Origin of the sequence: Streptomyces enissocaesilis (genome assembly GCF_039533765.1) — a bacterium.
Taxonomy (GTDB): domain Bacteria; phylum Actinomycetota; class Actinomycetes; order Streptomycetales; family Streptomycetaceae; genus Streptomyces; species Streptomyces enissocaesilis.
Window position 1 is genome coordinate 36,107 of the sequence record NZ_BAAAUD010000009.1, and the last position, 26,179, is coordinate 62,285.

Genomic DNA, 26,179 nt, shown 5'->3' on the forward strand with positions numbered 1-26,179 from the left:
ACGCGGTGCTCCCCGGCGGGTGACCCACCGGCCGGGGAGCACCGCGCGCCAGGTAACGTCAAGGACGTGTACCGCTTCCTGTTGTCCCGGCAGTGGGTGATCCTCACCCTCCTGATGCTCGTTCTCATCCCCGTCATGGTGGAACTGGGATTCTGGCAGCTGCACCGGCACGAGCACCGGGTCGCGCAGAACGAGCTGATCTCCGGCAACCTCAGGGCCGAACCCCTGCCCGTCGGTGACCTCACCTCCCCCGGGCACACCGTTCCGCGCGCCGACTACTGGCGCCGGGTGACCGCCACCGGTACGTACGACACCGCGCACGAAGTCGTCGTACGCCGCAGGACCGACGCCGACGACCAGGTCGGCTTCCATGTCCTCACCCCGCTGGTCATGGACGACGGCCGCGCCGTCCTCGTCAACCGCGGCTGGGTCCCCTTCGGCGCCGACCAGCGGGCGTTCCCCGAGATCCCGGCCGCCCCCGGGGGCGAGGTCACCGTCACCGGGCGCCTCAAGGCCGACGAGACGACGGCGGGCAGCGGCATCAAGGACCTGAGCGGCCTGCCGCCCCGCCAGGTCATGCTGATCAACAGCGCGCAGCAGGCGAAGACGCTCTCGCGGCCCGTCCTCGGCGGTTACATCGAGCAGACCGGGCCCGTCCCGGCCGGTCCGAAGCCGCAGCTCGTGCCCGAGCCCGACGCCGGCTCCATCGGTCCGCACATGGCGTACGCCGTGCAGTGGTGGCTCTTCGCCGCCGCGGTGCCGGTCGGCTGGGTCGTTCTCGTACGCCGCGAACTGCGCGACCGCGCCGAATCCGGCGGGGCGGACGGGCCCGGCGGGGCAGGCGGGCCCGGCGGAGGGGCCCCGGCCGAGCCCGCCACCGCCGACGCCTGAACCGGCGTCCGCCGTTCAAACGGATACGGCTTAATGCCGTCCCCCCGTGGGAACACGAGTGTGCGTGACCCAACTCATCGAGGACTACGCGCTCATCGGGGACCTGCAGACCGCGGCACTGGTGGGCAGAGACGGTTCCATCGACTGGCTCTGCCTGCCCCGCTTCGACTCGGCCGCCTGTTTCGCCGCGCTGCTCGGTGACGAGGAGAACGGACACTGGCGCATCGCCCCGTCCGGCGGGGGTCCCTGCACGCGCCGGTCCTACCGGGGGAACAGCCTCATCCTGGAGTCGGTCTGGGAGACCGGCTCCGGCACGGTCAAGGTCACCGACTTCATGCCGCAGCGCGACCAGGCCCCCGACGTCGTACGGATCGTCGAGGGCCTCTCGGGCGCGGTGTCGATGCGCTCCACGCTCCGGCTGCGCTTCGACTACGGCAACGTCGTGCCGTGGATGCGCCGCACGAACGGCCACCGGGTGGCCATCGCGGGGCCCGACTCCGTCTGGCTGCGCTGCGACGCCACCGACCGGGTGAAGACCTGGGGCCAGCAGTACACCACCTACTCGTCGTTCACCGTCGCCGAGGGCGAGAAGGTCGCGTTCGTCATGACGTGGCACCCGTCGCACGAGCCGCAGCCCGACTTCATCGACCCGTACGAGGGCCTGGAGCACAGCCTCCACGACTGGGAGGAGTGGGCCGCCCGCTGCAAGTACGAGGGCCCGTACCGCGAGGCCGTGGTGCGCTCCCTCATCACCCTCAAGGCGCTCACGTACGCCCCGACCGGCGGCATCGTCGCCGCCCCCACCACCTCGCTCCCGGAGGAGATCGGCGGCGTACGCAACTGGGACTACCGCTATTGCTGGCTGCGCGACTCCACCCTCACCCTCGGCGCGCTCGTCGCCGCCGGCTACACCGAGGAGGCCGGGGCCTGGCGCGACTGGCTGCTGCGGGCGGTCGCGGGCGACCCGGCCGACCTGCAGATCATGTACGGGCTCGCCGGCGAGCGCCGGCTGCCCGAGACGGAACTGCCGTGGCTGGGCGGGTACGAGGGGTCCAAGCCCGTCCGCACCGGCAACGCGGCCGTCGACCAGCTCCAGCTCGACGTGTACGGCGAGGTCATCGACTCCCTCCATCTGGCGAGGGCGTCGGGCCTGCGCCCCAAGCCGCAGGCGTGGAACCTCCAGCTCAGCCTGCTCGGCTTCCTGGAGTCCAACTGGCGCGAGCCGGACGAGGGCCTGTGGGAGGTCAGGGGGCCGCGCCGGCACTTCGTGCACTCCAAGCTGATGGCGTGGGTCGCGGCCGACCGCGCCGTGCGCGCCCTGGAGGAGGACCCGGCGCTGCCCGGCGACGCGGACCGGTGGCGGGCGATGCGCGACGAGGTGCACCGGGAGGTCTGCGAGAAGGGGTACGACCCCGGGCGCAACACCTTCACGCAGTGGTACGGCTCCACCGAACTGGACGCCGCCACGCTCCTCATCCCCCGGACCGGATTCCTGCCGCCGGACGATCCGCGGGTCGTCGGGACGGTCGAGGCGGTGCAGTCCGAACTCGGTCACGGCGGTTTCATCCGCCGCTACAGCACGGACAGCCGCAGCGTCGACGGACTGCCGGGCGACGAAGGAACCTTCCTGGCCTGCTCGTTCTGGCTGGTCGACGCGTTGCGGATGACGGGCCGGACGAAGGAGGCCCGGGAGCTCTTCGAGCGGCTGCTGGCGCTGCGCAACGACGTGGGACTGCTCGCCGAGGAGTACGACCCGGTCTCCGGACGGCAGCTCGGAAACTTCCCCCAGGCGTTCAGCCACATCGGACTGGTGGGGTCCGCCCTCGCCCTCGTCCACGCCGAGACGGCAGGATGACCCCATGGATCTTGAACTGAAGGACCGGGTGTACGTCGTCACCGGAGCCAGCCGCGGGCTCGGCTTCGCCTCCGCGCGCCGGTTGACCGAGGAAGGCGCGAAGGTCGTCGTGAGCGGCCGGGACGCGAAGACGGCCGCCGACGCCGCCGCCGAGCTCGGCCCGAACGCGGTGGCGGTCGCCGCGGACAACGCCGATCCCGCGGCGGCCGGGCGTCTGATCGCGGCCGCCCGTGCGCACTTCGGACGCTTCGACGGCGTTCTCATCAGCGTCGGCGGCCCGCCGCCGGGCTCCGCCGCCGACAACACGGACGAGCAGTGGCAGGCGGCCTTCGACTCCGTCTTCCTCGGAGCGGTACGGCTGGCCCGCGCGGCGGCGGCCGAGCTCTCCGAGGGCGGTGTCATCGGCTTCGTCCTGTCCGGCTCGGTCCACGAACCGATCCCCGGCCTCACCATCTCGAACGGCCTGCGGCCGGGACTGGCCGGCTTCGCGAAGTCCCTCGCCGACGACCTGGGGCCGCGGGGCATCCGTGTGGTGGGCCTGCTGCCGGCCCGGGTCGACACGGACCGGGTGCGCGAGCTGGACGCCCTGTCCGGCGACAGCGACGCGGCCCGCGCGGCCAACGAGTCGCGCATCCCGCTGGGCCGTTACGGCACGCCGGACGAGTTCGGCAAGGTGGCCGCGTTCCTGCTGTCCCCGGCCGCGTCGTACCTGACGGGTGTCATGCTCCCGGTCGACGGCGGCACCCGCCGCGGCTTCTGACTCCTCGCGCTCACGTGATCGCGTCCTCGTCCGCCGGGGGAACTCCCGGGGAGCCCCTCCGGCGGACGAGGGCGTACGTCAGCTCACCCGCCGCGCCCGGTGCTTGACCTCGCGCATGCGGACCTCCGCCGGCAGCGCGTCCAGCCGTGCCGAAGCGCGTGCGTGAGCCAGCGGTCCACGCGTGAATCCCGCCAGCGTCCCGGCGGGCTGCGCGTGGGGCGGGAGGCGCAGCGCGACCCGTGCCCGGGGCGCCTGCCGCCGGCCCGTCAGCGTCACGCGCGCCCGTTCGACGCCGTCCAGTGTCTGCGCCTCGCCCGCCAGCGCGTTCTCCAGCGCCCGCCCCCGCACCACCGCTCCCTCGCCGTCACCGGTGTCGACCAGCACTTCGGCGAGCCGGGCACGGCGCAGCTGGGCGAGCAGCCACCACAGCGCGAGGAGGACCAGCACCACGAGGACCGCGATGACGGCCGGCCACCACCACCCCGCGTCCCGCCACCGCGTACGGTCCGCCTCGCTCAGCAGCACGTCGTCGGGCCCGCTGAAGGGCCACCACGACGGTACGGTCGCGCCGAGCCCGGCAGCGAGCACCGCGCCGCCCAGGGCGAGCAGCACCAGGCCCACGAGTCCGAGCAGGGCACGGTTGACCTTCTGGGGCATCGTCTCGTCATCCCTTCCTGGCCGGACGGCCGACACGTACGGACAGGCGCGGCTGCCGGTCGAGCCCGAGCTGCTGGATGCCGGCCGCGACCGCGGTGTCCAGGTCGGCCCGTACGTCGTCGAGTTCACGGAAGTGGGACACCGCCCGCACGCCCACTTTGGAGCGCCTCACCCGTACCCGCGCGGACTGCACGCCGGGCACCTCCATGGCCCGGTCCCGCAGCACCGTCGCGGCGGCGGGGCGGTCGAGTCCGGCCCGTACGTGGGCGGACGTGCGCCGCATCGGCAGAATCGAGCGCAGCCCGGGCGTGACGGCGAGGAGCAGCAGCCACAGGCCGAGCGCCGCCAGGGCGCCCGCGCCGACCAGCACCCACACGTCGTCCAGGGGCCGCGTCGCGAGGCCGTCCGCCAGTTCGCGGCGCCACCGCATCGCGGAGTGGCCGGCCCGTACCGCCGCGATGTCGTACAGCAGCAGACCGGTGCCGGCGAGCAGCACCAGGGCGACCAGCGCGGCCGGCACCCGGCGGGCGGACCAGAAGCGTCCTGATTTCCCGTCGCCGCCGCCCTGCTCCAGGGTCGGTACCGGGTCGTGCGCCTCGGCGGCCGAGGACCCGCCGGGACCGGGCGGGCGGGGAGGGTCGGACGGACCGGACGGGCCGGACGGGCCCTGTTCCCGTGCGACGACGGGGAGCGGCTGCGTACGGCTGTCGGGTTCGCTCATCGGACCTTCCCCCGTTCCCCGTGGAGCACCTGTGCCGGGTGCAGCCGCTCGACCTGGACCGCCACCTCGGACACCTCCATTCCCGCCATGGCCCGTACGCCCTGTGCGACGTGGCGCCGCACCGCGCCGCACAGGCCGCCGATGTCGGAGGGATAGCCGAGTTCGAGGACGACGCGCACCCGCGCCGTGTCGTGGTGCACCGTCACCGTGGCGTGCGGCGCCCTGCCGCCCTCGGGCACCCCTCCGAGCGCCTCGCGCGCCGACCGGGCGGCGATCTTCGCGACGACCCGGTCGGCGATCCGGGTCGCACCACGTTCGGCGGCTTCGACCTGACCGGCGGCCATCGCGGGGGTCACCTCGGCCGGTCGCCGCGTTCGCGCACGCGGAAGACATCGCCCGGTTCAAGATCGCCGTCGGCGAACCGGCCCACTACGAAGCCGATCGCGCCCAACGCCGCCACCAGCAAAAATGCTCCGAAACCGCCGAAATATCCGGCGAATCCGAGCGCCATACCGGCCGCAAGGCCGACCACCGCCATGTTCATCCTGCGCTCCCTCTACTGGAGACGTGACTCCGGCTCGTCCTCTGCCTCGTCGGGCAGCTTCACATCACTGACCGCGATATTGACCTCTACGACTTCAAGCCCTGTCATGCGTTCCACGGACGACACGACGTTCTGACGGACAGCGCGGGCGACATCGGCGATCGGTACGCCGTACTCGACGACGATCTCCAGGTCGAGAGCCGCCTGCACCTCGCCGACCTCGGCCTTCACGCCCCGGGTGACGGACTTGGCTCCGCCGGGCACCCGGTCGCGGACGGCCCCGAGCGTGCGGGAGAGACCACTGCCCATGGCGTGCACGCCCAGTACGTCGCGGGCCGCGAGCCCGGCGATCTTCTCGACCACACCGTCGGCGACGGTGGTGCGGCCCCGGCCGGCCGGGTCGCTGCCGCCCTGCTTGGTCATCGAGGGCTTCTTCCCCTCGCCGCCGGACACGTCCCTGCCGGGATTGTCCGGCGGGTTGGGCTGCACGGTGTCAGTCATGGCCGTTCGTCCCTTTCCGGGCGGTACTGGACTCCGTTGCCCACATTAGGGCCGGTTGCCCGATCTCGCGCCGGGGATGCGGCAGGCTGGGGCAATGGCACCTGACGGATGGACACGGGCAGTACGGCAGCGGCTCGGCCTGGGCAGACTGCTGCCCCTGGGTGAAGCGGCGGACGGCGCGTGGCTGGCGGAGAAGGCAGCCGCTCCGGTTCTGCGGCGGGCGGCGGAGGGGATCGCCGGCGTCGGTCTGGGGGCGCTGCGGATCGGGCTCGCGGACCCGGACACTGCGGCCGAGCCCGCCGTCTCGCCGCCCCCGAGCGCATTGCCGCCCGGGCCGCTGCGCATCGAGGCGGACTTCACGGCCACGGCCGGGGGCGAGCCGCTGCCGCAGCGGGCGGAGCGGCTGCGCATCGCGCTGCGGGAGGCGGCGTCGGCCCGGCTGGGACTCATGGTCACCGCGGTGGATCTGCGGGTGACGGACCTGGTGGAGGCGGGCCGGGAACCCGTCGCGGCCGCTCCCCCGGACGAGGGAGACGACGAGGAGGACGAGGGAGGCGGCGGAGGCGCAGGGCACCGCGAGGGACGCGGTGAGGCGCACGGGGACGGCCCGCCCCGCCCGGAGGAGGAGGCCGCGAGCCGGGCGGGCGCCGCCGCCGCGGCGGCGCCCGTCCCCGGCGTGGTGCGCCTGACCCACACCCTCGGCGCCCCGGTCCACCTCGCCGACGGCCACGTACGCGTGGAGCTGGCGGCCGCGGCGGACCGCCGGACGCTCGCGGTCGCCCTGGCCGTGCGCAAGGCGGTCCGCGAGGCGGTCACTGCGGTCCGGGGCGGCCGCCCCACGGTGGCCGTCCTGGTGACCCGCGTGGAGTGAACCGGGCGGCCCGCGTGGAGTGGATCAGTCGCCGATCCCCGCGAGGTCGCGGAGCCTGCGGGCCTGCGCGGCGCGCTCCGCGACGCGCTGTTCCTCGTACGTGCGCGAGGCCGCGCCCTGGAGAAGTGCCTTGGTCTCGATCACGGCGTCGCGCGGCGCGGCCAGCAGTGCGCCCGCCAAGTCCCGTACGGCGGCGTCGAGTTCACCGGCGGGCACCACCAGGTTGGCGAGGCCGATGCGCTCGGCCTCCGCCGCGTGGACGAAGCGTCCGGTGGCGCAGATCTCCAGTGCGCGGGCATAGCCGACGAGACCGTGCAGCGGGTGTGTACCGGTGAGGTCGGGGACGAGGCCGAGGCTGGTCTCGCGCATGGCGAACTGCACGTCCTCGGCGACGACCCGCAGGTCGCAGGCGAGGGCGAGCTGGAAGCCGGCGCCGATGGCATGCCCCTGCACGGCGGCGACGGTGACGAGGTCGCTGCGCCGCCACCAGGTGAACGCCTCCTGGTACTCGGCGATGACCGCGTCGAGGTCTTCGTCGGAACCGCGTGCCAGGTCGAGGAAGGAGGGCTCACCGTCGAACCCCTCGGGGCTGAACGCCTGCCGGTCCAGGCCGGCGGAGAAGGACTTGCCCTCGCCGCGCAGCACCACGACCCGCACGTTGCCGGGCAGAGACCGTCCGGCTTCCGTCAACGCCCGCCACAGAGCGGGAGACTGGGCGTTGCGCTTGGCCGCATTGGTCAGGGTCACCGTGGCAACGGCGTCCTCGACGGTGAGTCGTACGCCGTCCTTGTCGAGCACAGAGTCGAGCGAAGCCATGTGGCGCCTCCGGTTCGGGTGGCAGTCGTGCGGTCAGTAAGTGACTGCACAGTAACCACCCGGGCGATCCTCCGATCGCCCGGGTGGCCACCGCCCAAGAACCGATGAGCCGGGCCCGCCCGGGGCTGTCAGGCCGAAGCGGCCTTCTTGCCTCGCGTCGCCCCGCCGCGTCCCCGCAGCGTGACTCCGGACTCGCTGAGCATCCGGTGTACGAATCCGTAGGAGCGACCGGTCTCTTCGGCCAACGCCCGGATGCTCGCACCGGAGTCGTACTTCTTCTTCAGGTCTGCCGCGAGCTTGTCGCGCGCGGCGCCGGTTACCCGGCTGCCCTTCTTCAGAGTCTCGGCCACCCGTGCCTCCTCAAGGAAGTGCGCTCTGAACTCTCATGATCACCCCTTCCCGGCTTCCTGGCCACCCATTCGGCAAGGTCCGTACAACAAGGTTTGCCGGGGAGGAACCGCACGCCACAACTGGAATGGAGAAATCCGAGAGCTGCCCGCCCTGGGGCCGGACGGGGCACGGAGGGAACGGGCAGGTCAGCGCGGGCAGACGATCAGTGGAACGCAAAGGGCCCGCCCCACGGGGGACGGGCCGCGATCCGGTGCATGACACGCCGCGGTACGAGAGCCGCTCACCCAGATGAAGGATCACCCGTAAGCCGAATGATCCAGCCGGAGTGGATCAGGGCGGGATCCGGGCAGGGTCAGGCCAGGGCGACGAGGTCCTTGTAGTCGGGGCCCCACAGGTCCTCCACGCCGTCCGGCAGCAGGATGATCCGCTCCGGCTCCAGGGCGTCGACCGCGCCCTCGTCGTGGGTGACGAGGATGACGGCGCCCTTGTAGGTGCGCAGGGCGCCGAGGATCTCCTCGCGGCTGGCCGGGTCGAGGTTGTTCGTCGGCTCGTCGAGGAGCAGGACGTTGGCGGACGAGACGACGAGGGTGGCCAGCGCGAGACGGGTCTTCTCGCCGCCGGAGAGGACTCCGGCCGGCTTGTCGACGTCGTCGCCGGTGAAGAGGAACGAGCCGAGCGTCTTGCGGACCGAGACGAGGTCGAGGTCGGGGGCCGCCGAGCGCATGTTCTCCAGGACGGAGCGCTCCGGGTCGAGGGTCTCGTGCTCCTGGGCGTAGTAGCCGAGCTTGAGGCCGTGGCCGGGGATGACCTCGCCGGTGTCGGGCTTCTCCGCGCCGCCGAGCAGGCGCAGCAGGGTCGTCTTGCCCGCGCCGTTGAGGCCGAGGATGACGACCCGCGAGCCCTTGTCGATGGCCAGGTTGACGTCGGTGAAGATCTCCAGCGAGCCGTACGACTTGGACAGGCCCTCCGCCATCAGCGGGGTCTTGCCGCAGGGCGCGGGGTCCGGGAAGCGCAGCTTGGCGACCTTGTCGGAGACGCGTACCGCTTCGAGGCCGGAGAGCAGGCGCTCGGCGCGCTTGGCCATGTTCTGCGCGGCGACGGTCTTGGTGGCCTTGGCGCGCATCTTGTCGGCCTGCGAGTTGAGGGCGGATGCCTTCTTCTCGGCGTTCTGGCGCTCGCGCTTGCGGCGCTTCTCGTCGGCCTCGCGCTGCTGCTGGTACAGCTTCCAGCCCATGTTGTAGACGTCGATCTGCGAGCGGTTCGCGTCCAGGTAGAAGACCTTGTTGACGACCGTCTCGACCAGCTCGACATCGTGGGAGATCACGATGAAGCCGCCGCGGTACGTCTTGAGGTAGTCCCGGAGCCAGGCGATCGAGTCGGCGTCGAGGTGGTTCGTCGGCTCGTCGAGGAGCAGGATGTCGGCGTCCGAGAAGAGGATGCGGGCCAGCTCGACACGGCGGCGCTGACCGCCGGAGAGCGTGTGGAGGGGCTGGCCGAGCACGCGGTCGGGCAGGCCGAGCGCGGCGGCGATGGTGGCGGCCTCGGCCTCGGCGGCGTACCCGCCCTTGGTGAGGAACTCCGTCTCCAGGCGCTCGTACTTCTTCATCGCCTTCTCGCGGGTGGCACCCTGTCCGTTCGACATCCGCTCCTCGTTCTCGCGCATCTTGCGCAGGACCGAGTCGAGGTCGCGGGCGGACAGGATGCGGTCGCGGGCGAGGACCTCGAGGTCGCCGGTGCGGGGGTCCTGCGGGAGGTAGCCGACCTCGCCGGAGCGGGTGATGGTGCCGCCGGCGGGGGTGCCCTCACCCGCGAGGCACTTGGTGAGGGTGGTCTTGCCCGCGCCGTTGCGGCCGACGAGGCCGATGCGGTCGCCCTTGGCGATGCGGAAGGAAGCGGACTCGATGAGCAGGCGGGCGCCGGCGCGCAGCTCGATGCCGGAAGCGGTGATCAAGGGAAAAACTCCAGGGCGGTATGGACGGCGGAAGGGACGGGCGGAGGGATTTCTTCGACGCCGTCTAATGCACAAGGAGAGTTGCCATAGACCCAGTCTAACGGTCGTGCGCAACTACTTTTCGGACACGGGTTCCGCCCCCGTGGCCCGGGCTTTCCCGGGCCTCCGCGCTCTCCCGTCGCCGGCGGCCGGGGAGACGGAGGTCCGGGGGCGCGCCCCCGGCGGTTCCGCCGTATCCGCTACACCCCGCCCGTGTGCACCTGGAAGGCCGCCCGGCGCATGGCCTTGGCGAGGGCCGGGTCCGGGTGGGCCGCGGCCAGGGCCACCAGGACCTGGACGGTCCGCGGGTGGCCGACGGCGCGGACCTCGTCGAGCAGGGCCGGCACGGTCGACTGCACGGCGGCGTCGAGATGGCGCACCAGCAGCTGGATGTCGCCGTGGTCGGCGACGGCCGCGGCGGTGTCCACCCAGAGCCAGGTGGACTCCTCGCGGGTGAGGATCTCGTGGACGTCCTCGGGGTCGGCGCCCTCGTACTCCGCCAGCCACAGCAGGGCGTAGGGGCGCAGCGAACCGTCGTCGGCCGCGGCCCGTACGCCGGACTCCGCCGGGGCGCCGACCACCCGCAGCGCGTCGAAGGCGAGCCCGCGCAGCAGCGCGTCCTCGCCGCGGGCGGCTTCGAGGAGCTCGGTGACGGCGCTGGAGACGGTGCGGGCGGCGAGCCAGGCGCGGTACTCGGCACGGGCGGGGCCCGGGGTCAGGCGGGCGCAGCCGCGCAGCATGTCCTCGGCGGACTGCTCGATGTTCCCGGCGGGGCTCTGGGCCGCGACGCAGATCTGCTCCAGCTTGACCCACACCGCCCAGTTGCCGAGCGCGGTGAGGGTGGCGAGTCCGGGACCCAGGGTCAGGGCACCGACGGCGGCCTGGCCTTCCAGGGCCCAGTCGAGGAGGAGGGAGAGCGGAGCGTCCGGGGCGGCGGGGGCGGGCAGCGGCTGGGAGTCGTAGGGAACCTCGCAGCGCTCTTCGCGGAGCTCGACGACGCGCTGTTCGAGCAGGTCGAGCAGCGCCGGTACCTGAACGGGGCCGGCCGAGAGCTGGAGGAGGGAGAGCACCTGGGGGAGCGCTTCCACGACCTCGGCGACGGACGTGCCGGTGATGCCCTCCGGGGCGGGGTGGACGATCGACCAGGCGTCGAAGAGCGCGACCCAGCCGCGCAGGACGGCCGCGTCGTCACGGTCCCAGGCGCGCAGCCGCCAGCCCGGGCGGGCGCGGTCGCCGTGCAGCTCGATCAGTCCGGCGAGTCTGGCCCTGTCCCAGCCCGCGCGGACCTGCGCCGGCGTCAGGCCCAGGTCCGTCGCGGCCCGTTGGGCGGCCGCGGCGGAGAGGGCGCCGTCCCGGCCGGGCTCGACGTGGGACTCTCCGCCGCGCGGCGACGGGGAGGCCCAGCGTGCGACCCGTACGGCGTCGGCGAGCACGGCCCTGGCCTGACGGGCCAGTTCCGCGGGGGGCGGAGTGCCCTCGGGGGGCCTCGGGGCCGGGCGGGTACGCCGGTTCGTCACGGCCTGGGTTCCGCCCTGGGAAGCCAGGGGGAGGGCAGCGGCGAGGGGTCGCGGGCGGACAAGTCGGAGCCTGGAGTCGCGCGGTGTACGGGACGTCACGGGGAGCAGTCTCGCCGCTGACGCCCCGAAAGCCCAAACGGAACCGAACTCACCGCTCGTGGACCCGTTTGCGGGCCCGTTCGTGGGTCTGCTCATGGCCTGTCCGGGGGCGTCGCCCGGCCGGAACATCTCCCCCCGCTCTCCCCCGCCCGCCGCGCACGGGGCCGGTCGACTACATCAAAGGGGTCAGGAAACGGCGCAGGATCTCTTCGTAGGTGGCCGGATCGGCGTTCCACATGGCCGCGTGGGGCGCGTGCGGGACGGTGTGGAGCACCGCCAGCTCGGGGAGGAGCCGCGCGAGCTCCCGCGAGGTGCGCCACGGGGCCACGGCGTCGTCCGGGCCGTGGATGATCAGCGTGGGCACGCGCAGCCCCCCGGGGCCGGCCGCTTCGCGCAGGCGGTCTCCGCGCAGTCCCGTGCTGCCCTGCACGGCCCTGACGGCGAGCGGGAGGAGCACGCCCGGCGTGTGCCGGGAGGCGGCCAGGGCCCGCACCGTGGCCTCCCAGTCGAGGACCGGGGAGTCGAGTACGACGCCGCTGACGCGGTCGCGGAGCGGGGAGCGCACCGCGGCGTGCACGGCCATGGCCGCGCCGGTGGACCAGCCGTGCAGGATGACGTGCTCCGCGCCGCGCCGGACGGCGTAGCGGATCGCGGAGTCCACGTCGCGCCACTCGGAGTCGCCGAGGTGGCCGAGGCCGCCGGGCGGTCTGGGGGCGCCGGCGTCGCCCCGGTAGGCGAGGTCGAGGACGGGAAGCTGCTGGCCCAGCAGGAAGGGCAGGATGTTCATGGGGTGGGCGCGGGTGGTGCCGAGGCCGTGCACGGTGATCACCCAGGTGTCGCGGGCGCCCGGCAGGAACCAGGCGGGCAGCGCGCCGAGTTCGCCGGGGATGTCCACGTCGGTGTGGTCGAGACCGAGTGCGGTGCGCGGGTCGCCGGCGTACACCTGCGGGGTGAGCCGCACCCTGGTGCCCGGGCCGAGCGTGCCGTGGCTGACGCGTTCCAGGCGGCGTACGACGGTGTCCGCGGTGTGCGGCGCGTCGTCGAGGACGGGGCCGACGACGGCGTGGACGCCGAGGCCCTCGATGCCGTACGTGCCGGGGCGCAGCGACGCCAGGCAGCGGGTCAGGGTGATCTGTCCCGCCGCGGTGGCGTGCACGGTGAGCCGGGGGTCGCGGGGCAGCGGCCTGCCGGACGATGCCTTGAGTGCGGCGTCGCCGGCGTAGCGGCCGACCGCGACCGCTGCCGCGCCGACGCCGAGGAGGGTGGTGACGGCCGCTGCCGTCGCTGTAGCCGGGCGCACCGCTCCAGTGTCCGCACAGGAGGGGTCCGGGGCCAGTGGGCGGGGCCGGACGGCCGCGTGTCGGATCCAGCCGGGCCGGCCGTAGCCGCTCAGCTTTTCCCGCGCTTCGCGCAGCTGTCCGGCGGAGAGCAGGGAGGGTTCGCGCCCCGGCACCGAGCTCGCGGTGAGCCGGAGCCCGCACATCCGCTCCAGCTGCGCGGTGCGGTCGTGGGCCTGGTCGAGGGTGTCCCCGTAGGTCACGGCGCCGTCGTTGCGCAGCAGGCAGCCGGAGCGGTCGCGCAGGGCTTCGAGCACGTTCCCGGCCGGCTCCCGCGAGCCGTACGTGGCGTACGGGGCGGCGCGGACGGGGCCGCCGAGGGCCGCGGCCGTGCAGTGCACGAGGGACAGCTCGGCGACGAGGGCGGAGACGGCCGTGGCGCGCACGGCGTGGGTGTGGACCACGGCTCCGGCGGAGGTGGCCCGGGAGACCGCGAGGTGCATGGGGAGTCCGCTGGTCGGGACGAGGGCGCCGAGGACCTGTTTCCCGCCGAGGGCGACGGCGACGGCGTCCTCGGGCCGCAGCCGGTCGTAGGGGACTCCGCTCGGGGTGACGAGGACGAGCTCCGCGATCCGTGCGGAGGCATTGCCGGAGGTGCCGGCCACCAGCCCTTCCCGCACCGTCCTGCGGGCCGTGGCCACCAGGTCGTCCCACGCCCCCTCGATCGCGTCCCGCGCGTCCGGCGCGTCCTGCCGCTGCTCAGCCGTGCGGAGACCCTGCCGGCAGGGCCGGCGGGCGGGGGCGGGAGCCTGCCGGGTGACCAGGATCTCTTCCACGGGTCTCCGGCCGGGCCCACGGGGCTCGTGAGGGGCCGACAGGCCCCTGGATTGCCCGGTTCGGAGCCGTTCCCGGCCCGAACGGAACGCGGGCGAACCGCTTCGGGTCACCACACCGCCCGACCCAGTTCACCTTCCGTTCACTCAGGTTGCCTACGTTCCACTTGCCACTGACGTCAAACGATTGCCTGGGTAAATGGAACACATCACCTTGCTGCTCGCGATTGTGATCGTGACAGCTCTAGTGTTCGATTTCACGAACGGTTTCCACGACACCGCGAACGCGATGGCGACCACCATCTCGACCGGTGCCCTGAAGCCCAAGACGGCGGTGGCCATGTCCGCCGTGCTCAACCTGGTCGGCGCGTTCCTGTCCGTGGAGGTCGCCAAGACGATCTCCAGCGGCATCGTGACCGAAGAGGGCATCACGCCCGAAGTGATCTTCGCGGCGCTGGTCGGCGCCATCCTGTGGAACCTGATGACCTGGCTGATCGGCCTGCCGTCCAGTTCCTCCCACGCCCTCATGGGCGGTCTGATCGGCGCCACCATCGCCTCGGTCGGCGTCAGCGGTGTCAACGGCGGCACCGTCGTCACCAAGGTCCTGATCCCGGCGATCGCCGCCCCGCTCGTGGCCGGCCTCTCCGCGTACCTCGCCTCCCGGCTGACGTACCGCATCGGCCGCAACGCCGACCCGAAGGCCACTTCGAAGGGCTACCGCGCCGGACAGATCACCTCGGCGGGCCTGGTCTCGCTGGCCCACGGCACGAACGACGCGCAGAAGACCATGGGCATCATCACGCTGGCGCTCGTCGCCGGCGGTGTCCTCGTCCCCGGCTCCAACCCCCCGATGTGGGTCATCGTCTCCGCCGGCCTCGCGATCGCGATGGGCACCTACCTCGGCGGCTGGCGCATCATCCGCACCATGGGCAAGGGCCTCACCGACCTCCAGCCGCAGCAGGGCTTCGCCGCCCAGACCAGCGCGGCCAGCGTCATCCTCGCCTCCTCCAACCTCGGCTTCTCCCTGTCGACGACGCACTCCTGCTCCGGCGCCGTGATGGGCGCGGGCCTGGGCCGCAAGGGCGGCGTCGTCCGCTGGTCGACCGCCACCCGGATGTTCGTGGCCTGGGGCCTGACTCTGCCGGCCGCCGGCCTGGTCGCCGCGGGCTCGGAGTTCGTCACCAAGCAGGGTGACTGGGGCGTCGCCGCGGTCGCGGTCTTCCTCGTCGCCTCCTGCGTCGCGATCTGGTTCATCTCCCGCCGTCAGGTGGTCGACCACACCAACGTGAACGACGTGGACGCCGGCGACGACGAGCCCGCGGGCGTCGTGACCACCGCCATGGCGGCCGTCACCGTGCCGCCCACGGCCGCCGCCATCGCCGCCGAGGAACTCAAGACCACCATCCCGGCCCCGGCCGGCAGCTCCGCCGAGCCGGCCAGCCCGGCCGCGGTGTAAGGACAGGGACACAGCATGAACATCGACTGGGCAGCTCTCGGCTCCGTATTCGGCGTCAGTCTCGTGGCCACCGTCGCCCTGGTGGGCCTGTTCACCCTCGGCATCGTGGGTCTCTCCAAGCAGCAGAGCGCCTCCGCGCAGGGCGGCGGATCCGCCGTCCTGGCCCGCACCGGCGCGTACGCCTGCTTCGCGCTGTGCGCGGCGGCCGTGACGTACGGGATCTATCTGATCGTCGTCTGACACACCGTCCCCCGTCGGGGCGGACCACCACGGAGACCGCCCCGCCACCGGCCCTCAACAGCCGGTNACCACCACGGAGACCGCCCCGCCACCGGCCCTCAACAGCCGGTGGCGGGGCGGTCTCTGTGTGTCTCGGCACACTCTCCCGTCGCAGGTCAACGGCAAGTTGACGGCGTTCGCGGAGCGTGGTGGACTTCCGGAGCCGAATACGGCGGCACGAGAGGAAGTCCGGTGCGAATCCGGCGCGGTCCCGCCACTGTGACCGGGGAAGACGAAGAAGTCCCCGGGAGCCAGGAACTCTCACCGCCGGTCACGTCGAACCAGGGCGCGGACCCTGAGTGAGGACATATCGCCATGCCCGGCTGCCGTTCAGTCATTCCTGTGAGTACGACGCGTTCGCTTCGAGGCGCATCGGCCTGCTGAGCCATGCGTGCCGATCGCATCTTCGCGTACGGCGCCACCGCCGGCCTGATCGGCGACCTCGTCCTCGGTGATCCTCGCCGCGGGCATCCGGTCGCCGCGTTCGGGCGGGCCGCGGGCGCCGTCGAGTCCCTGCTGTGGCGTGACCACCGCGGGTGGGGCGCGGTGCACACCCTGGTGTGCGCCGGAGGCGCCGCCGGCGCCGCCGCGCTCGCCTCCCGTGCCGTACGCCGCTCCCCCGCCGCCGCTGTCGCCCTGACCGCCGCCGCCACCTGGGCCGTCGTCGGAGGCACGTCGCTGGGCCGCGAGGCGCGCGCCGTGGGCAGCGCCCTGGAGGCCGGGGACGTCGAGGTCGCCCGCGAACGCCTCCCCCACCTGTGCGGGCGCGACCCGCAGGCACTGGACGCGCAGCAGATCGCCCGCGCCGTCGTCGAGTCCGTCGCCGAGAACACCTCGGACGCGGTCGTGGGCGCGCTGGTGTGGGGCGCCCTGGGCGGTGTGCCGGGGCTCGTGGCCTTCCGCGCGATCAACACGCTCGACGCCATGGTGGGACACAGATCGGCCAGATATCTGCGCTACGGCTGGGCTTCGGCCCGCCTCGACGACGTGGCCGGCTGGCCCGGCGCCCGGCTGACGGCCGCCCTCGCGGTCGTGGCGGGCGGCGCGGACGGCGATCCGCGCGGTGCGGTGCGGGCCTGGCGTACGGACGCGGCCAAGCACCCGAGCCCCAACGCGGGCCCCGTGGAGGCCGCCTTCGCCGGTGCGCTCGGCGTGCGGCTCGGCGGGACGCTCTCGTACGCGGGCCGGGTCGAGCACCGGCCCGTGCTCAACGCCGCCGGCCGGCCCGTCGGCGTACCGGACATCGAACGGGCGGCGCGGCTGTCGCGCCGCGTCGGGGCGCTCGCCCTCGCGGCGGCCGTCGGGGGGCGGCTGGCGCTCGGGGCGCTGCGGCGCGGCGCGCGCGGTGGCGCACGTACAGGAAGGGGAGACGCATGAGCGGTTCACTGGGGGGCGGTCTGCTCGTCGCGGGGACCACCTCCGACGCCGGCAAGAGCGTCGTGACGGCCGGGATCTGCCGGTGGCTCGTACGCAAGGGTGTGAAGGTCGCGCCGTTCAAGGCGCAGAACATGTCGCTGAACTCGTTCGTGACGCGCGAGGGCGCGGAGATCGGGCGGGCCCAGGCCATGCAGGCGCAGGCCGCGCGGGTGGAGCCGACGGCGCTCATGAACCCCGTGCTGCTCAAGCCGGGCAGTGACCGCAGCAGCCAGGTGGTGCTGATGGGGAAGCCGGTGGGCGAGATGAGCGCGCGCGGGTTCTTCGGGGGATCCGGGCCCGCGGCGCAGCCGCAATCAGGCGCTGTGTCCCCCGGGAAAACGCTGCACGGCGGCAGGCAGGAAGCGCTGCTCGGGACCGTGACGGACTGTCTGCGGGAGTTGCGGGGCACGTATGACGCCGTGATCTGCGAGGGGGCGGGCAGTCCGGCCGAGATCAACCTGCGGCGTACCGACATCGTGAACATGGGCATCGCGCGAGCGGCCCGGTTCCCGGTGGTCGTGGTCGGCGACATCGACCGGGGCGGGGTCTTCGCGTCCTTCTTCGGTACGACCGCGCTGCTGAGCCGGGAGGACCAGGCGCTGGTGGCGGGCTATCTGGTCAACAAGTTCCGGGGGGACGTGTCGCTGCTCGAACCCGGGCTGGACATGCTGGAAGGGCTGACCGGGCGGCGTACGTACGGTGTGCTGCCCTTCGCGCACGGACTCGGGATCGACGAGGAGGACGGGCTGCGCGTCTCCTTGCGGGGAGCCGTACGGGAGTCCGTGGTCGCGCCGCCGGCCGGGGAGGACGTGCTGCGGGTCGCCGTGTGCGCCGTGCCGCTGATGTCGAACTTCACGGATGTCGACGCGCTCGCCGCCGAACCGGGGGTCGTGGTGCGGTTCGTGGACCGGGCCGAGGAGCTCGTCGACGCCGATCTCGTCATCGTGCCGGGGACGCGCGGGACCGTGAGGGCACTGGAGTGGCTGCGCGAGCGCGGGCTGGCGGACGCGCTGGCGCGGCGGGCGGCGGAGGGCCGCCCCGTGCTGGGCATCTGCGGCGGCTTCCAGGTGCTGGGCGAGCGCATCGAGGACGACGTCGAGTCGAGGGCCGGGACCGTGGACGGGCTCGGGCTGCTGCCGGTGCGCGTGCGGTTCGCCGTCGGGAAGACGCTGGCGCGGCCCGTCGGCAGCGCGCTGGGCGAACCCGTCGAGGGGTACGAGATCCATCACGGGGTCGCCGAAGTGCTGGGGGGCGCTTCGTTTCTGGACGGGTGCCGGGTGGGGTCGGTCTGGGGCACCCACTGGCACGGCTCGCTGGAGAGCGACGCGTTCCGGCGCGCGTTCCTGCGCGAGGTGGCCGCCGCCGCGGGCCGTCGCTTCGTACCGGCGCCGGACACCTCGTTCGGGGCGCTGCGCGAGGAGCAGCTCGACCGCCTCGGCGACCTGATCGAAGAACACGCGGATACGGACGCGCTGCTGCGGCTCATCGAGTCGGGCGCGCCCTCAGGACTTCCCTTCATCGCACCTGGAGCGCCCGCATGAGCATTGAGAACACCGTGCTGTTGCTGTCCACCGCCGACACCGACCTGCTGGCGGCCCGCGCCTCCGGCGCCCCGTACCGCATCGGCAACCCGACCCGTATCGACGCGGCGGCCGAACTGCCGGCACTGATCGAGGGTGCGTCCGTCGCCGTCGTACGGCTGCTCGGCGGCAAGCGCGCCTGGGAGGACGGGCTCGCCGTGCTCAAGGCGTCGGGGGTACCGACCGTCCTGCTGGGCGGTGAGGCCGTGCCCGACGCGGAGCTGATGGCCGAGTCGTCCGTACCGGCCGGTGTGGTCGCCGAGGCGCTGCGCTACCTCGTCGAGGGCGGGCCGGGGAACCTCGTCGAGCTGGCCAGGTTCCTGTCCGACACGGTGCTGCTGACGGGCGTGGGCTTCGCCGAACCGCAGAAGATGCCCGAGTGGGGTGTCCACGACAACGGCTCGCGTACGTACGACGAGGGGCGTCCGACGGTCGGCGTGCTCTTCTACCGCGCCCACGAGCTGTCCGGGAACACGTCCTTCGTCGACGTGCTGTGCGACCGGATCGAGGCGAAGGGCGCCAACGCCCTTCCCGTGTACTGCGGTTCGCTGCGCGGCGCCGACCCGGAGCTGTACCGGGAGCTCGGCCGGGCCGACGCGCTGATCGCGACGGTCCTCGCGGCGGGCGGCACCCGCGCCGGCGACGCCTCGGCCGGCGGTGACGACGAGGCGTGGGACATCGGCGCGCTCGCCGACCTCGACGTGCCCGTCCTGCAAGGTCTGTGCCTCACCTCGTCGCGCGCCGCCTGGGAGGCGTCCGACGCGGCGCTGTCGCCGATGGACGCGGCGATGCAGGTGGCCATCCCCGAGTTCGACGGGCGGCTCATCACCGTGCCGTTCTCCTTCAAGGAGCAGGGCGAGGGCGACGTACCGGTGTACGTCGCCGATCCCGAGCGGGCCGAGCGCGTCGCGGGTATCGCCGTGCGGCACGCGCGGCTGGCCCACAAGCCGAACAAGGACAAGCGCCTCGCGCTCGTCTTCACGGCGTACCCGACGAAGCACTCGCGCGTCGGCAACGCGGTGGGTCTCGACACGCCCGCCTCCGCGATCCGGGTGCTCGACGCCCTGCGCGACGCGGGCTACGGCGTGGAGGGCCACCCGGACAACGGCGACGAGCTGATCCACCGGCTCATCAACGCCGGTGGACACGACGTGGAGTGGCTGACCGAGGAGCAGCTGGCGGCGGCGCCCGCGCGCGTGCCGCTCGCGGACTACCAGGCGTGGTTCGACCAGCTCGAGCCCGAGCTGCGCGACGGGATGCTGGAGCACTGGGGCGAGGCGCCCGGTCAGCTGTACGTCGACGGGGACGAGATCGTGCTGGCGTCGCTCCAGTTCGGCAACGTCGTCGTGATGATCCAGCCGCCGCGCGGCTTCGGCGAGAACCCGATCGCGATCTACCACGACCCGGACATGCCGCCGTCGCACCACTACATGGCCGCGTACCGCTGGCTGGAGAACAGCTTCGGCGCGGACGCGATCGTGCACATGGGCAAGCACGGGACGATGGAGTGGCTGCCGGGCAAGGGCCTCGGCCTGTCGGCGGGCTGCGGGCCGGACGCCGTACTGGGCGAACTGCCGCTGGTCTACCCGTTCATCGTCAACGACCCCGGTGAGGGCACGCAGGCCAAGCGGCGCGGGCACGCCACGGTCGTGGACCACCTGGTGCCGCCGATGGCGCGTGCGGACACGTACGGGGACCTGGCGAAGCTGGAGCAGCTGCTGGACGAGTACGCGCTGGTGAGCGACCTCGACCCGGCGAAGGCACCCGCAGTACGGGCTCAGATCTGGACGCTGGTGACGGCGGCCCAGCTCCACCACGACCTGCATCTCGACGCGCAGCCGGACGACGACGACTTCGACGAGTTCGTCATGCACATCGACGGCTACCTGTGCGAGATCAAGGACGTGCAGATCCGTGACGGCCTGCACATCCTGGGCGGCGGGCCGGAGGCCGAGGCGCGGGTCAACCTGGTGCTGGCCGTGCTGCGCGCCTCGCAGGTGTGGGGCGGCAAGGCCAACGCCCTGCCGGGACTGCGCGCCTGCCTGGCCGAGCACTTCGGACTGGTCGAGAAGGAGCTGCTGGGCGAGCCGGGCGCGCCGGTGAAGGTGACGGACGGGCTGACCTCGCTGGTGGACGGCCCGGCGCGTACGGGCGCGGACGCGATCGACCTCCTCGAGCAGCTGTGCCGGCGGCTCGCCGAGGGCATGGAGGAGCGGCGCTGGGACGCCGCTGAGGCGGCCGGCCTGGTGACGGAGGTGCTGGGCGCCGAACTGCCGGACGCGGTGGCCGTGCTGCGGTTCGCGTGCGACGAGGTGGTGCCGAGGCTGGCCCGTACGACGGACGAGATCGACAACATCCTGCACGCGCTGGACGGCGGTTACGTGCCGGCCGGGCCGTCCGGGTCGCCGACGCGCGGTCTGGTCAACGTCCTGCCGACCGGGCGCAACTTCTACTCGGTGGACCCGAAGGCGATTCCGTCGCGGCTGTCGTGGGAGGTCGGGCAGGCGCTCGCCGACTCGCTGGTGGCGCGGTACCTGACGGACACCGGCGACTACCCGAAGTCGGTGGGCCTCACGGTCTGGGGTACGTCCGCCATGCGCACCCAGGGCGACGACATCGCGGAGATCCTGGCGCTGCTGGGTTGCCGGCCGGTGTGGGACGACGCGTCGCGCCGGGTGACCGGCTTCGAGATCGTGCCGCTCGACGAGCTGGGGCGGCCGCGCATCGACGTGACCGTGCGGATCTCGGGGTTCTTCCGCGACGCTTTCCCGCACGTGGTGGGGCTCATCGACGACGCGGTACGGGCCGTCGCCGAGCTGGACGAGCCCGCCGACCGCAACTTCGTACGCGCGCACGCCGACGAGGACACCGCCGAGCACGGCGACCGGCGGCGCGCGACGGCCCGCATCTTCGGCTCCAAGCCCGGGGCCTACGGCGCCGGTCTGCTGCCGCTGATCGACGCGCGCAACTGGCGCTCGGACGCGGATCTGGCCGAGGTGTACGCGGTGTGGGGCGGATACGCGTACGGGCGCGGTCTGGAGGGGAAGGCCGCTCGCGGGGACATGGAGACGGCGTTCCGGCGGATCGCCGTGGCCGCGAAGAACGTGGACACCCGGGAACACGATCTTGTCGATGCGGATGATTACTTCCAGTACCACGGCGGCATGGTCGCCATGGTGCGGCACCTGACGGGTGAGTCGCCCGAGGCGTACGTGGGTGACAGCGCGACGCCGGACCAGGTGAAGACGCGGACGCTGGGCGAGGAGACGCATCGCGTGTTCCGGGCGCGGGTGGTCAACCCCCGGTGGATGGCGGCCATGCGCAGGCACGGCTACAAGGGCGCCTTCGAGATGGCCGCCACGGTGGACTACCTGTTCGGGTACGACGCGACGGCGGGCGTGGTCGACGACTGGATGTACGAAAAACTCAGCTCCGAGTACGTCTTCGATCCGGAGAACCGGGACTTCATGCGGAAGTCCAACCCGTGGGCCCTGCGCGGGATCACGGAGCGGCTTCTGGAGGCGGCCGAGCGCGGGCTGTGGGCGGAGCCGGACGCCCGGACGCTGGAGCAGCTGCGGGCCACGTACCTGGAGCTCGAGGGCGACCTGGAAGGGGGCGACGCGTGAGCGGGCCGAAGTGCGTTCCGGTTGTCCTGGACCAGCTTGAAGTGGAGGCTTCCTCGTGAGTACGCCGTACCCCTTTACCGCGATCGTCGGCCAGGACGACCTGCGGCTCGGACTGCTGCTGAACGCCGTCTCGCCCGCCGTCGGCGGTGTGCTCGTGCGGGGCGAGAAGGGCACCGCCAAGTCGACCGCCGTGCGCGCCCTGGCGGCGCTGATGCCGGAGGTGGCCGTGGTCGCCGGGTGCCGGTTCTCCTGCGACCCGGGCTCCCCGGACCCGGCGTGCCCCGACGGGCCGCACGAGGCGGCCGGGGGCATGTCGCGTCCCGCGCGGACGGTCGAGCTGCCGGTCGGGGCCTCCGAGGACCGGCTGGTCGGCGCGCTCGACATCGAGCGGGCGCTGGCCGAGGGCGTGAAGGCGTTCGAGCCGGGTCTGCTGGCCGACGCCCACCGCGGCATCCTGTACGTCGATGAAGTGAACCTGCTGCACGACCACCTGGTCGACCTCCTGCTGGACGCCGCCGCCATGGGCGCGTCGTACGTCGAGCGGGAAGGCGTGTCCGTGCGGCACGCCGCCCGGTTCCTGCTGGTCGGGACCATGAACCCCGAAGAGGGCGAGCTGCGGCCGCAGTTGCTGGACCGGTTCGGGCTGACCGTGGAGGTGTCCGCGTCCCGGGAGACCGATCAGCGGGTGGAGGTCGTACGGCGCAGGCTCGCGTACGACGACGATCCCGCCGCCTTCGCCGCGCGGTGGGCCGGCGAGGAGGCCGCGCTGCGGGCCCGGATCGTGGCCGCGCGGGCGCTGCTGCCCCACGTACGGCTCGGGGACGGGGCCCTGCGGCAGATCGCCGCCACCTGTGCGGCCTTCGAGGTCGACGGGATGCGGGCCGACATCGTGATGGCCCGGACCGCTACCGCGCTGGCCGCCTGGGCGGGGCGCGGCGACGTACTCGCCGAGGATGTGCGGCAGGCCGCGCTGCTCGCCCTGCCGCACCGGCGCCGGCGCAATCCGTTCGACGCGCCGGGGCTGGACGAGGACAAGCTCGACGACACGCTGGAGCAGAACAGCGGGTCCGACGACGACGATCCCGACCCTGATCCGGACGGGCCCGGTGGGGGCGGGCAGCCGCCGCGGGGTGAGGGCGACGGTTCCCCGGAGGCGCCGGACCAGGACCGGCCCGGTGAGGCCGAGCCCGAGGCCGGTGAAGCCGAGCCCGAGGCCGGTGAAGCCGAGCCCGAGGCCGGTGAGGGGCGACGGGCCCCCGCGGGGGCCGGGGGCGAACAGGCGGCCGCGCGGGCCGGGGAGCCGTTCCGTACCAGGATGCTGAGCGTGCCGGGGCTGGGCGAGGGGGCTGCGGGGCGTCGGTCCCGTGCGCGTACCGAGCACGGTCGTACGACCGGGGCCCGGCGGCCGCGGGGGACGCTCACCAAGCTGCACTTGGCGGCGACCGTGCAGGCCGCCGCGCCGCACCAGCGGGCGCGCGGACGCAGTGGGCGCGGGCTGGTCGTACGGCGGGACGACCTGCGGCAGGCGACGCGGGAGGGGCGCGAGGGGAACCTCGTTCTTTTCGTCGTGGACGCCTCCGGGTCGATGGCCGCCCGGCAGCGGATGGGCGCGGTGAAGGGCGCCGTGCTGTCGCTGCTGCTCGACGCCTACCAGCGGCGGGACAAGGTCGGGATGGTGACGTTCCGGGGGAAGGACGCGGAGCTGGTGCTTCCGCCCACGTCGTCCGTCGACGCGGCCGCCGTCCGGCTGGAGACGCTGCCGACCGGTGGGCGTACGCCGCTGTCCGCGGGGCTGCTGAAGGCGCATGACGTGCTGCGGGTGGAGCGGTTGCGGGACCCCTCGCGGCGTCCGCTGCTCGTGGTCGTGACCGACGGGCGGGCGACGGGCGGCCCCGAGCCGCTGGCTCTGGCGGCGCGCGCGGCCCGGCTGCACGAGGTGGAGGGCGTCGCCTCGGTGGTCGTCGACTGCGAGTCCGGGCCGGTGCGGCTCGGGCTGGCCGGTGAGCTGGCGCGGGATCTGGGCGGCACGGCCGTCACGCTCGACGAGCTGCGGGCCGACAGCATCGCCGGGCTCGTCAAGGACGTACAGGGAACGAACAACAGGAGGGCAGCCTGATGCCGCAGGGACAGCCGAGCGTCGTACCGGACGACGGTCTCACCACGCGTCAGCGGCGCAACCGGCCGCTCGTCGTCGTGCACACGGGGGTGGGCAAGGGCAAGTCGACCGCCGCCTTCGGGCTCGCGCTGCGCGCGTGGAACCAGGGGTGGCCGATCGGGGTGTTCCAGTTCGTCAAGTCGGCGAAGTGGAAGGTCGGCGAGGAGAACGCGCTGAAGGTGCTGGGCGCGAGCGGCGAGGGCGGGTCCGTCGCCTGGCACAAGATGGGCGAGGGCTGGTCCTGGGTCCAGCGCGACGCGCAGCTCGACAACGAGGCGGCGGCGCGCGAGGGGTGGGAGCAGGTCAAGCGGGATCTGGCCGCAGAGACGTACCAGCTGTACGTGCTGGACGAGTTCGCCTACCCGATGCACTGGGGGTGGGTGGACACCGACGAGGTGGTCGAGGTGCTGCGGGACCGGCCCGGGACCCAGCACGTCGTGATCACCGGTCGCAATGCCCCCGGCAAGCTCGTCGAAGCCGCTGATCTGGTGACGGACATGTCCAAGGTCAAGCACCCGATGGACGCGGGCCAGAAGGGGCAGCGGGGCATCGAGTGGTAGCACGTCTTGTCGTCGCCGCGCCGTCCTCGGGGAGCGGGAAGACCACGGTCGCCACCGGGCTGATGGCCGCCTTCGCGGCGGCCGGGCTCGCCGTGTCGCCGCACAAGGCCGGGCCCGACTACATCGATCCCGGGTACCACGCGCTGGCCACCGGCCGGCCGGGGCGCAACCTCGACGCGTACCTGTGCGGTACGGAGCTGATCGCGCCGCTCTTCGCCCACGGTGCGGCCGGGTGCGACGTCGCCGTCGTCGAGGGCGTGATGGGGATGTACGACGGGGCTTCCGGGCACGGCGAGCTGGCGTCCACCGCGCAGATCGCGAAGCTGCTGCGGGCTCCGGTGGTGCTCGTCGTCGACGCGTCGTCCCAGTCGCGGTCGGTGGCGGCGCTGGTGCACGGGTTCGCGTCCTGGGATCCGCAGGTGCGGATCGGGGGCGTGATCCTGAACAAGGTGGGGTCCGCGCGGCACGAGGAGTTGCTGCGGGAGGCGCTGGACGAGTCGGGGGTGCCGGTGCTGGGCGCGCTGCGGCGCGAACGGCAGGTGCGGACGCCTTCGCGGCACCTGGGTCTGGTGCCGGTGGCCGAGCGGCGGGCCGAGGCGGTCGACGCGGTGGCGGCGCTGGCGGAGCAGGTGCGGGCGGGCTGCGACCTGGAGGCCCTGCTGGCTCTGGCGCGCAGCGCGCCGGAGCTCGGTGTGGACGCGTGGGACGCGGTGGCGCAGGTCGCGGGCGCGGGGGACATGGTGGCGCAGGTCGCGGGGGGCGCCGCGGCGCAGGTCGCGGGGAAAGTGGGCGGGCGGCCGGTGGTCGCCGTCGCGGCCGGGGCCGCGTTCACGTTCTCGTACGCCGAGCACGGCGAGCTGCTCTCCGCCGCCGGAGCCGAGGTCGTGCCGTTCGATCCGCTCCGGGACGAGCGGCTGCCCGAGGGGACGCGCGGTCTCGTTGTCGGCGGCGGGTTTCCCGAGGTGTACGCGCCCGAGCTGTCCGGTAATGAGCCGCTGCGCACGGCAGTCGCCGAGCTGGCGTGGTCCGGGGCGCCGGTCGCCGCCGAGTGCGCCGGGCTGCTCTACCTCTCGCGGTCTCTCGACGGGCAGCCCATGTGCGGTGTGCTCGACGCAGAGGCGCGGATGTCGGAACGGCTGACGCTGGGGTACCGCGAGGCGGTCGCGGTCTCCGAAAGCCCGCTGGCCGCCGTCGGGACCCGGCTGCGGGGACACGAGTTCCACCGGACGGTGATCGAGCCCGCGGCGGGTCCGGCTCCCGCCTGGGGGATGCGTCTGCCCGAGCGGCGGGTCGAGGGGTTCGTACAACAGGGTGTGCACGCGAGTTACCTGCACACCCACTGGGCCGCCGAGCCGGGCATGGCCAGGAGATTCGTCGAGAGGTGTGCGGGATGAGCGGGACCGGTGGAATGAGCGGGGCGAGCG

22 protein-coding genes, 1 pseudogene and 1 riboswitch are annotated in these 26,179 nt (G+C 73.3%); of the genes and pseudogenes, 12 read left to right on the plus strand and 11 right to left on the minus strand.

Features of this window, described 5'->3' with window-relative positions; all coding sequences use genetic code 11:
- Window positions 1–66: 66 nt before the first annotated feature.
- The 3 genes from ABD374_RS03030 (at window position 67) to ABD374_RS03040 (ending at window position 3,506) form a co-directional block, all read left to right on the plus strand.
- Window positions 67–891: an SURF1 family cytochrome oxidase biogenesis protein gene (locus tag ABD374_RS03030; RefSeq protein ID WP_344490141.1), complete on the plus strand. Its 825-nt coding sequence runs from the start codon at window positions 67–69 to the stop codon at window positions 889–891.
- Between the two features lie 64 nt (window positions 892–955).
- Window positions 956–2,746 carry a glycoside hydrolase family 15 protein gene (locus ABD374_RS03035; RefSeq protein ID WP_344490145.1) on the plus strand — a complete coding sequence of 597 codons (1,791 nt, stop codon included), beginning with the start codon at window positions 956–958 and terminating at the stop codon, window positions 2,744–2,746.
- A 4-nt stretch (window positions 2,747–2,750) separates the two neighbouring features.
- On the plus strand, window positions 2,751–3,506 hold the full coding sequence (locus ABD374_RS03040; RefSeq protein WP_344490147.1) for an SDR family oxidoreductase: 756 nt from the start codon (window positions 2,751–2,753) through the stop codon (window positions 3,504–3,506).
- Between the two features lie 78 nt (window positions 3,507–3,584).
- On the opposite strand, the gene amaP is transcribed toward ABD374_RS03040, so the two are convergent.
- Genes amaP through ABD374_RS03065 form a run of 5 tightly spaced genes read right to left on the minus strand, consistent with a single transcriptional unit; the run spans window position 3,585 to window position 5,929 of the window.
- Window positions 3,585–4,163, minus strand: a complete 579-nt coding sequence (amaP, locus tag ABD374_RS03045; protein WP_344490150.1) for an alkaline shock response membrane anchor protein AmaP — start codon at window positions 4,161–4,163, stop codon at window positions 3,585–3,587.
- A 7-nt stretch (window positions 4,164–4,170) separates the two neighbouring features.
- The gene (locus ABD374_RS03050; RefSeq protein WP_344490152.1) at window positions 4,171–4,884 is read right to left on the minus strand and encodes a DUF6286 domain-containing protein; all 714 of its coding nucleotides are present in this window, start codon (window positions 4,882–4,884) and stop codon (window positions 4,171–4,173) included.
- A complete protein-coding gene (locus tag ABD374_RS03055) occupies window positions 4,881–5,228 on the minus strand; it encodes an Asp23/Gls24 family envelope stress response protein (RefSeq protein ID WP_344490155.1) in 348 nt (115 codons plus the stop codon). Before ABD374_RS03055 ends, ABD374_RS03050 begins: the two co-directional genes overlap by 4 nt.
- 8 nt (window positions 5,229–5,236) lie before the next feature.
- Window positions 5,237–5,428, minus strand: a complete 192-nt coding sequence (locus tag ABD374_RS03060; RefSeq protein WP_344490159.1) for a hypothetical protein — start codon at window positions 5,426–5,428, stop codon at window positions 5,237–5,239.
- Window positions 5,429–5,440: 12 nt separating this feature from the next.
- The gene (locus ABD374_RS03065; protein ID WP_344490162.1) at window positions 5,441–5,929 is read right to left on the minus strand and encodes an Asp23/Gls24 family envelope stress response protein; all 489 of its coding nucleotides are present in this window, start codon (window positions 5,927–5,929) and stop codon (window positions 5,441–5,443) included.
- A gap of 94 nt (window positions 5,930–6,023) precedes the next feature.
- Between ABD374_RS03065 and ABD374_RS03070 the strand changes: the two genes are divergently transcribed.
- Window positions 6,024–6,800 (plus strand): nucleopolyhedrovirus P10 family protein, encoded by a 777-nt coding sequence (locus ABD374_RS03070; RefSeq protein WP_344490165.1) that lies wholly within the window; start codon window positions 6,024–6,026, stop codon window positions 6,798–6,800.
- A gap of 24 nt (window positions 6,801–6,824) precedes the next feature.
- Here the strand turns inward: ABD374_RS03070 and ABD374_RS03075 are convergent, their stop codons facing one another.
- From ABD374_RS03075 to ABD374_RS03100, 6 genes and pseudogenes are all read right to left on the minus strand, one after another.
- Entirely contained in the window at window positions 6,825–7,616 is a 792-nt protein-coding gene (locus ABD374_RS03075; RefSeq protein WP_344490168.1) for an enoyl-CoA hydratase/isomerase family protein, read from the minus strand.
- Window positions 7,617–7,744: 128 nt separating this feature from the next.
- Window positions 7,745–7,966 (minus strand): helix-turn-helix domain-containing protein, encoded by a 222-nt coding sequence (locus ABD374_RS03080; protein ID WP_006123601.1) that lies wholly within the window; start codon window positions 7,964–7,966, stop codon window positions 7,745–7,747.
- Window positions 7,967–8,319: 353 nt separating this feature from the next.
- Entirely contained in the window at window positions 8,320–9,918 is a 1,599-nt protein-coding gene (locus tag ABD374_RS03085; RefSeq protein WP_344490172.1) for an ABC-F family ATP-binding cassette domain-containing protein, read from the minus strand.
- Window positions 9,919–10,157: 239 nt separating this feature from the next.
- Entirely contained in the window at window positions 10,158–11,474 is a 1,317-nt protein-coding gene (locus ABD374_RS03090) for a hypothetical protein (protein ID WP_344490175.1), read from the minus strand.
- Window positions 11,475–11,745: 271 nt separating this feature from the next.
- Window positions 11,746–12,873, minus strand: coding sequence for an alpha/beta hydrolase family protein (locus ABD374_RS03095; protein WP_344490272.1), 1,128 nt, complete (start codon window positions 12,871–12,873; stop codon window positions 11,746–11,748).
- Between the two features lie 183 nt (window positions 12,874–13,056).
- Window positions 13,057–13,800 (minus strand): annotated as a pseudogene (locus ABD374_RS03100) (class II aldolase/adducin family protein); the annotation flags it as partial.
- 82 nt (window positions 13,801–13,882) lie between these two features.
- On the opposite strand from ABD374_RS03100, the gene ABD374_RS03105 reads away from it, so the two are divergent.
- The 8 genes from ABD374_RS03105 to ABD374_RS03140 all read left to right on the plus strand — a co-directional run bounded on the left by ABD374_RS03105 (window position 13,883) and on the right by ABD374_RS03140 (window position 26,149).
- The gene (locus ABD374_RS03105; protein WP_344490178.1) at window positions 13,883–15,139 is read left to right on the plus strand and encodes an inorganic phosphate transporter; all 1,257 of its coding nucleotides are present in this window, start codon (window positions 13,883–13,885) and stop codon (window positions 15,137–15,139) included.
- A 15-nt stretch (window positions 15,140–15,154) separates the two neighbouring features.
- Window positions 15,155–15,379, plus strand: coding sequence for a hypothetical protein (locus ABD374_RS03110; protein ID WP_344490181.1), 225 nt, complete (start codon window positions 15,155–15,157; stop codon window positions 15,377–15,379).
- A gap of 180 nt (window positions 15,380–15,559) precedes the next feature.
- A riboswitch (cobalamin riboswitch) is annotated at window positions 15,560–15,700 on the plus strand.
- Window positions 15,701–15,805: 105 nt separating this feature from the next.
- Window positions 15,806–16,795 (plus strand): cobalamin biosynthesis protein, encoded by a 990-nt coding sequence (locus ABD374_RS03115; protein WP_344490184.1) that lies wholly within the window; start codon window positions 15,806–15,808, stop codon window positions 16,793–16,795.
- An 8-nt stretch (window positions 16,796–16,803) separates the two neighbouring features.
- Window positions 16,804–18,375, plus strand: coding sequence for a cobyric acid synthase (locus tag ABD374_RS03120; RefSeq protein ID WP_344490275.1), 1,572 nt, complete (start codon window positions 16,804–16,806; stop codon window positions 18,373–18,375).
- Window positions 18,372–22,040, plus strand: a complete 3,669-nt coding sequence (gene cobN, locus ABD374_RS03125) for a cobaltochelatase subunit CobN (protein ID WP_344490187.1) — start codon at window positions 18,372–18,374, stop codon at window positions 22,038–22,040. The genes ABD374_RS03120 and cobN overlap by 4 nt, the downstream gene beginning before the upstream one ends.
- Window positions 22,041–22,095: 55 nt before the next feature.
- Window positions 22,096–24,156 (plus strand): putative cobaltochelatase, encoded by a 2,061-nt coding sequence (locus ABD374_RS03130; RefSeq protein WP_344490190.1) that lies wholly within the window; start codon window positions 22,096–22,098, stop codon window positions 24,154–24,156.
- Window positions 24,156–24,755 carry a cob(I)yrinic acid a,c-diamide adenosyltransferase gene (gene cobO / locus ABD374_RS03135; RefSeq protein ID WP_344490193.1) on the plus strand — a complete coding sequence of 200 codons (600 nt, stop codon included), beginning with the start codon at window positions 24,156–24,158 and terminating at the stop codon, window positions 24,753–24,755. The genes ABD374_RS03130 and cobO overlap by 1 nt, the downstream gene beginning before the upstream one ends.
- Window positions 24,749–26,149: a cobyrinic acid a,c-diamide synthase CobB gene (locus tag ABD374_RS03140; protein WP_344490196.1), complete on the plus strand. Its 1,401-nt coding sequence runs from the start codon at window positions 24,749–24,751 to the stop codon at window positions 26,147–26,149. Before cobO ends, ABD374_RS03140 begins: the two co-directional genes overlap by 7 nt.
- Window positions 26,150–26,179 lie beyond the last annotated feature (30 nt).

Coding starts and splice junctions, on each gene's coding strand:
- cobO (WP_344490193.1), top strand. CDS start 24,156: ATGCCGCAGGGACAGCCGAGCGTCGTACCGGACGACGGTCTCACCACG.
- ABD374_RS03070 (WP_344490165.1), top strand. CDS start 6,024: ATGGCACCTGACGGATGGACACGGGCAGTACGGCAGCGGCTCGGCCTG.
- ABD374_RS03055 (WP_344490155.1), bottom strand. CDS start 5,228: ATGGCCGCCGGTCAGGTCGAAGCCGCCGAACGTGGTGCGACCCGGATC.
- ABD374_RS03075 (WP_344490168.1), bottom strand. CDS start 7,616: ATGGCTTCGCTCGACTCTGTGCTCGACAAGGACGGCGTACGACTCACC.
- ABD374_RS03040 (WP_344490147.1), top strand. CDS start 2,751: ATGGATCTTGAACTGAAGGACCGGGTGTACGTCGTCACCGGAGCCAGC.
- amaP (WP_344490150.1), bottom strand. CDS start 4,163: ATGCCCCAGAAGGTCAACCGTGCCCTGCTCGGACTCGTGGGCCTGGTG.
- ABD374_RS03060 (WP_344490159.1), bottom strand. CDS start 5,428: ATGAACATGGCGGTGGTCGGCCTTGCGGCCGGTATGGCGCTCGGATTC.
- ABD374_RS03110 (WP_344490181.1), top strand. CDS start 15,155: ATGAACATCGACTGGGCAGCTCTCGGCTCCGTATTCGGCGTCAGTCTC.
- ABD374_RS03050 (WP_344490152.1), bottom strand. CDS start 4,884: ATGAGCGAACCCGACAGCCGTACGCAGCCGCTCCCCGTCGTCGCACGG.
- ABD374_RS03115 (WP_344490184.1), top strand. CDS start 15,806: ATGCGTGCCGATCGCATCTTCGCGTACGGCGCCACCGCCGGCCTGATC.
- cobN (WP_344490187.1), top strand. CDS start 18,372: ATGAGCATTGAGAACACCGTGCTGTTGCTGTCCACCGCCGACACCGAC.
- ABD374_RS03065 (WP_344490162.1), bottom strand. CDS start 5,929: ATGACTGACACCGTGCAGCCCAACCCGCCGGACAATCCCGGCAGGGAC.
- ABD374_RS03105 (WP_344490178.1), top strand. CDS start 13,883: ATGGAACACATCACCTTGCTGCTCGCGATTGTGATCGTGACAGCTCTA.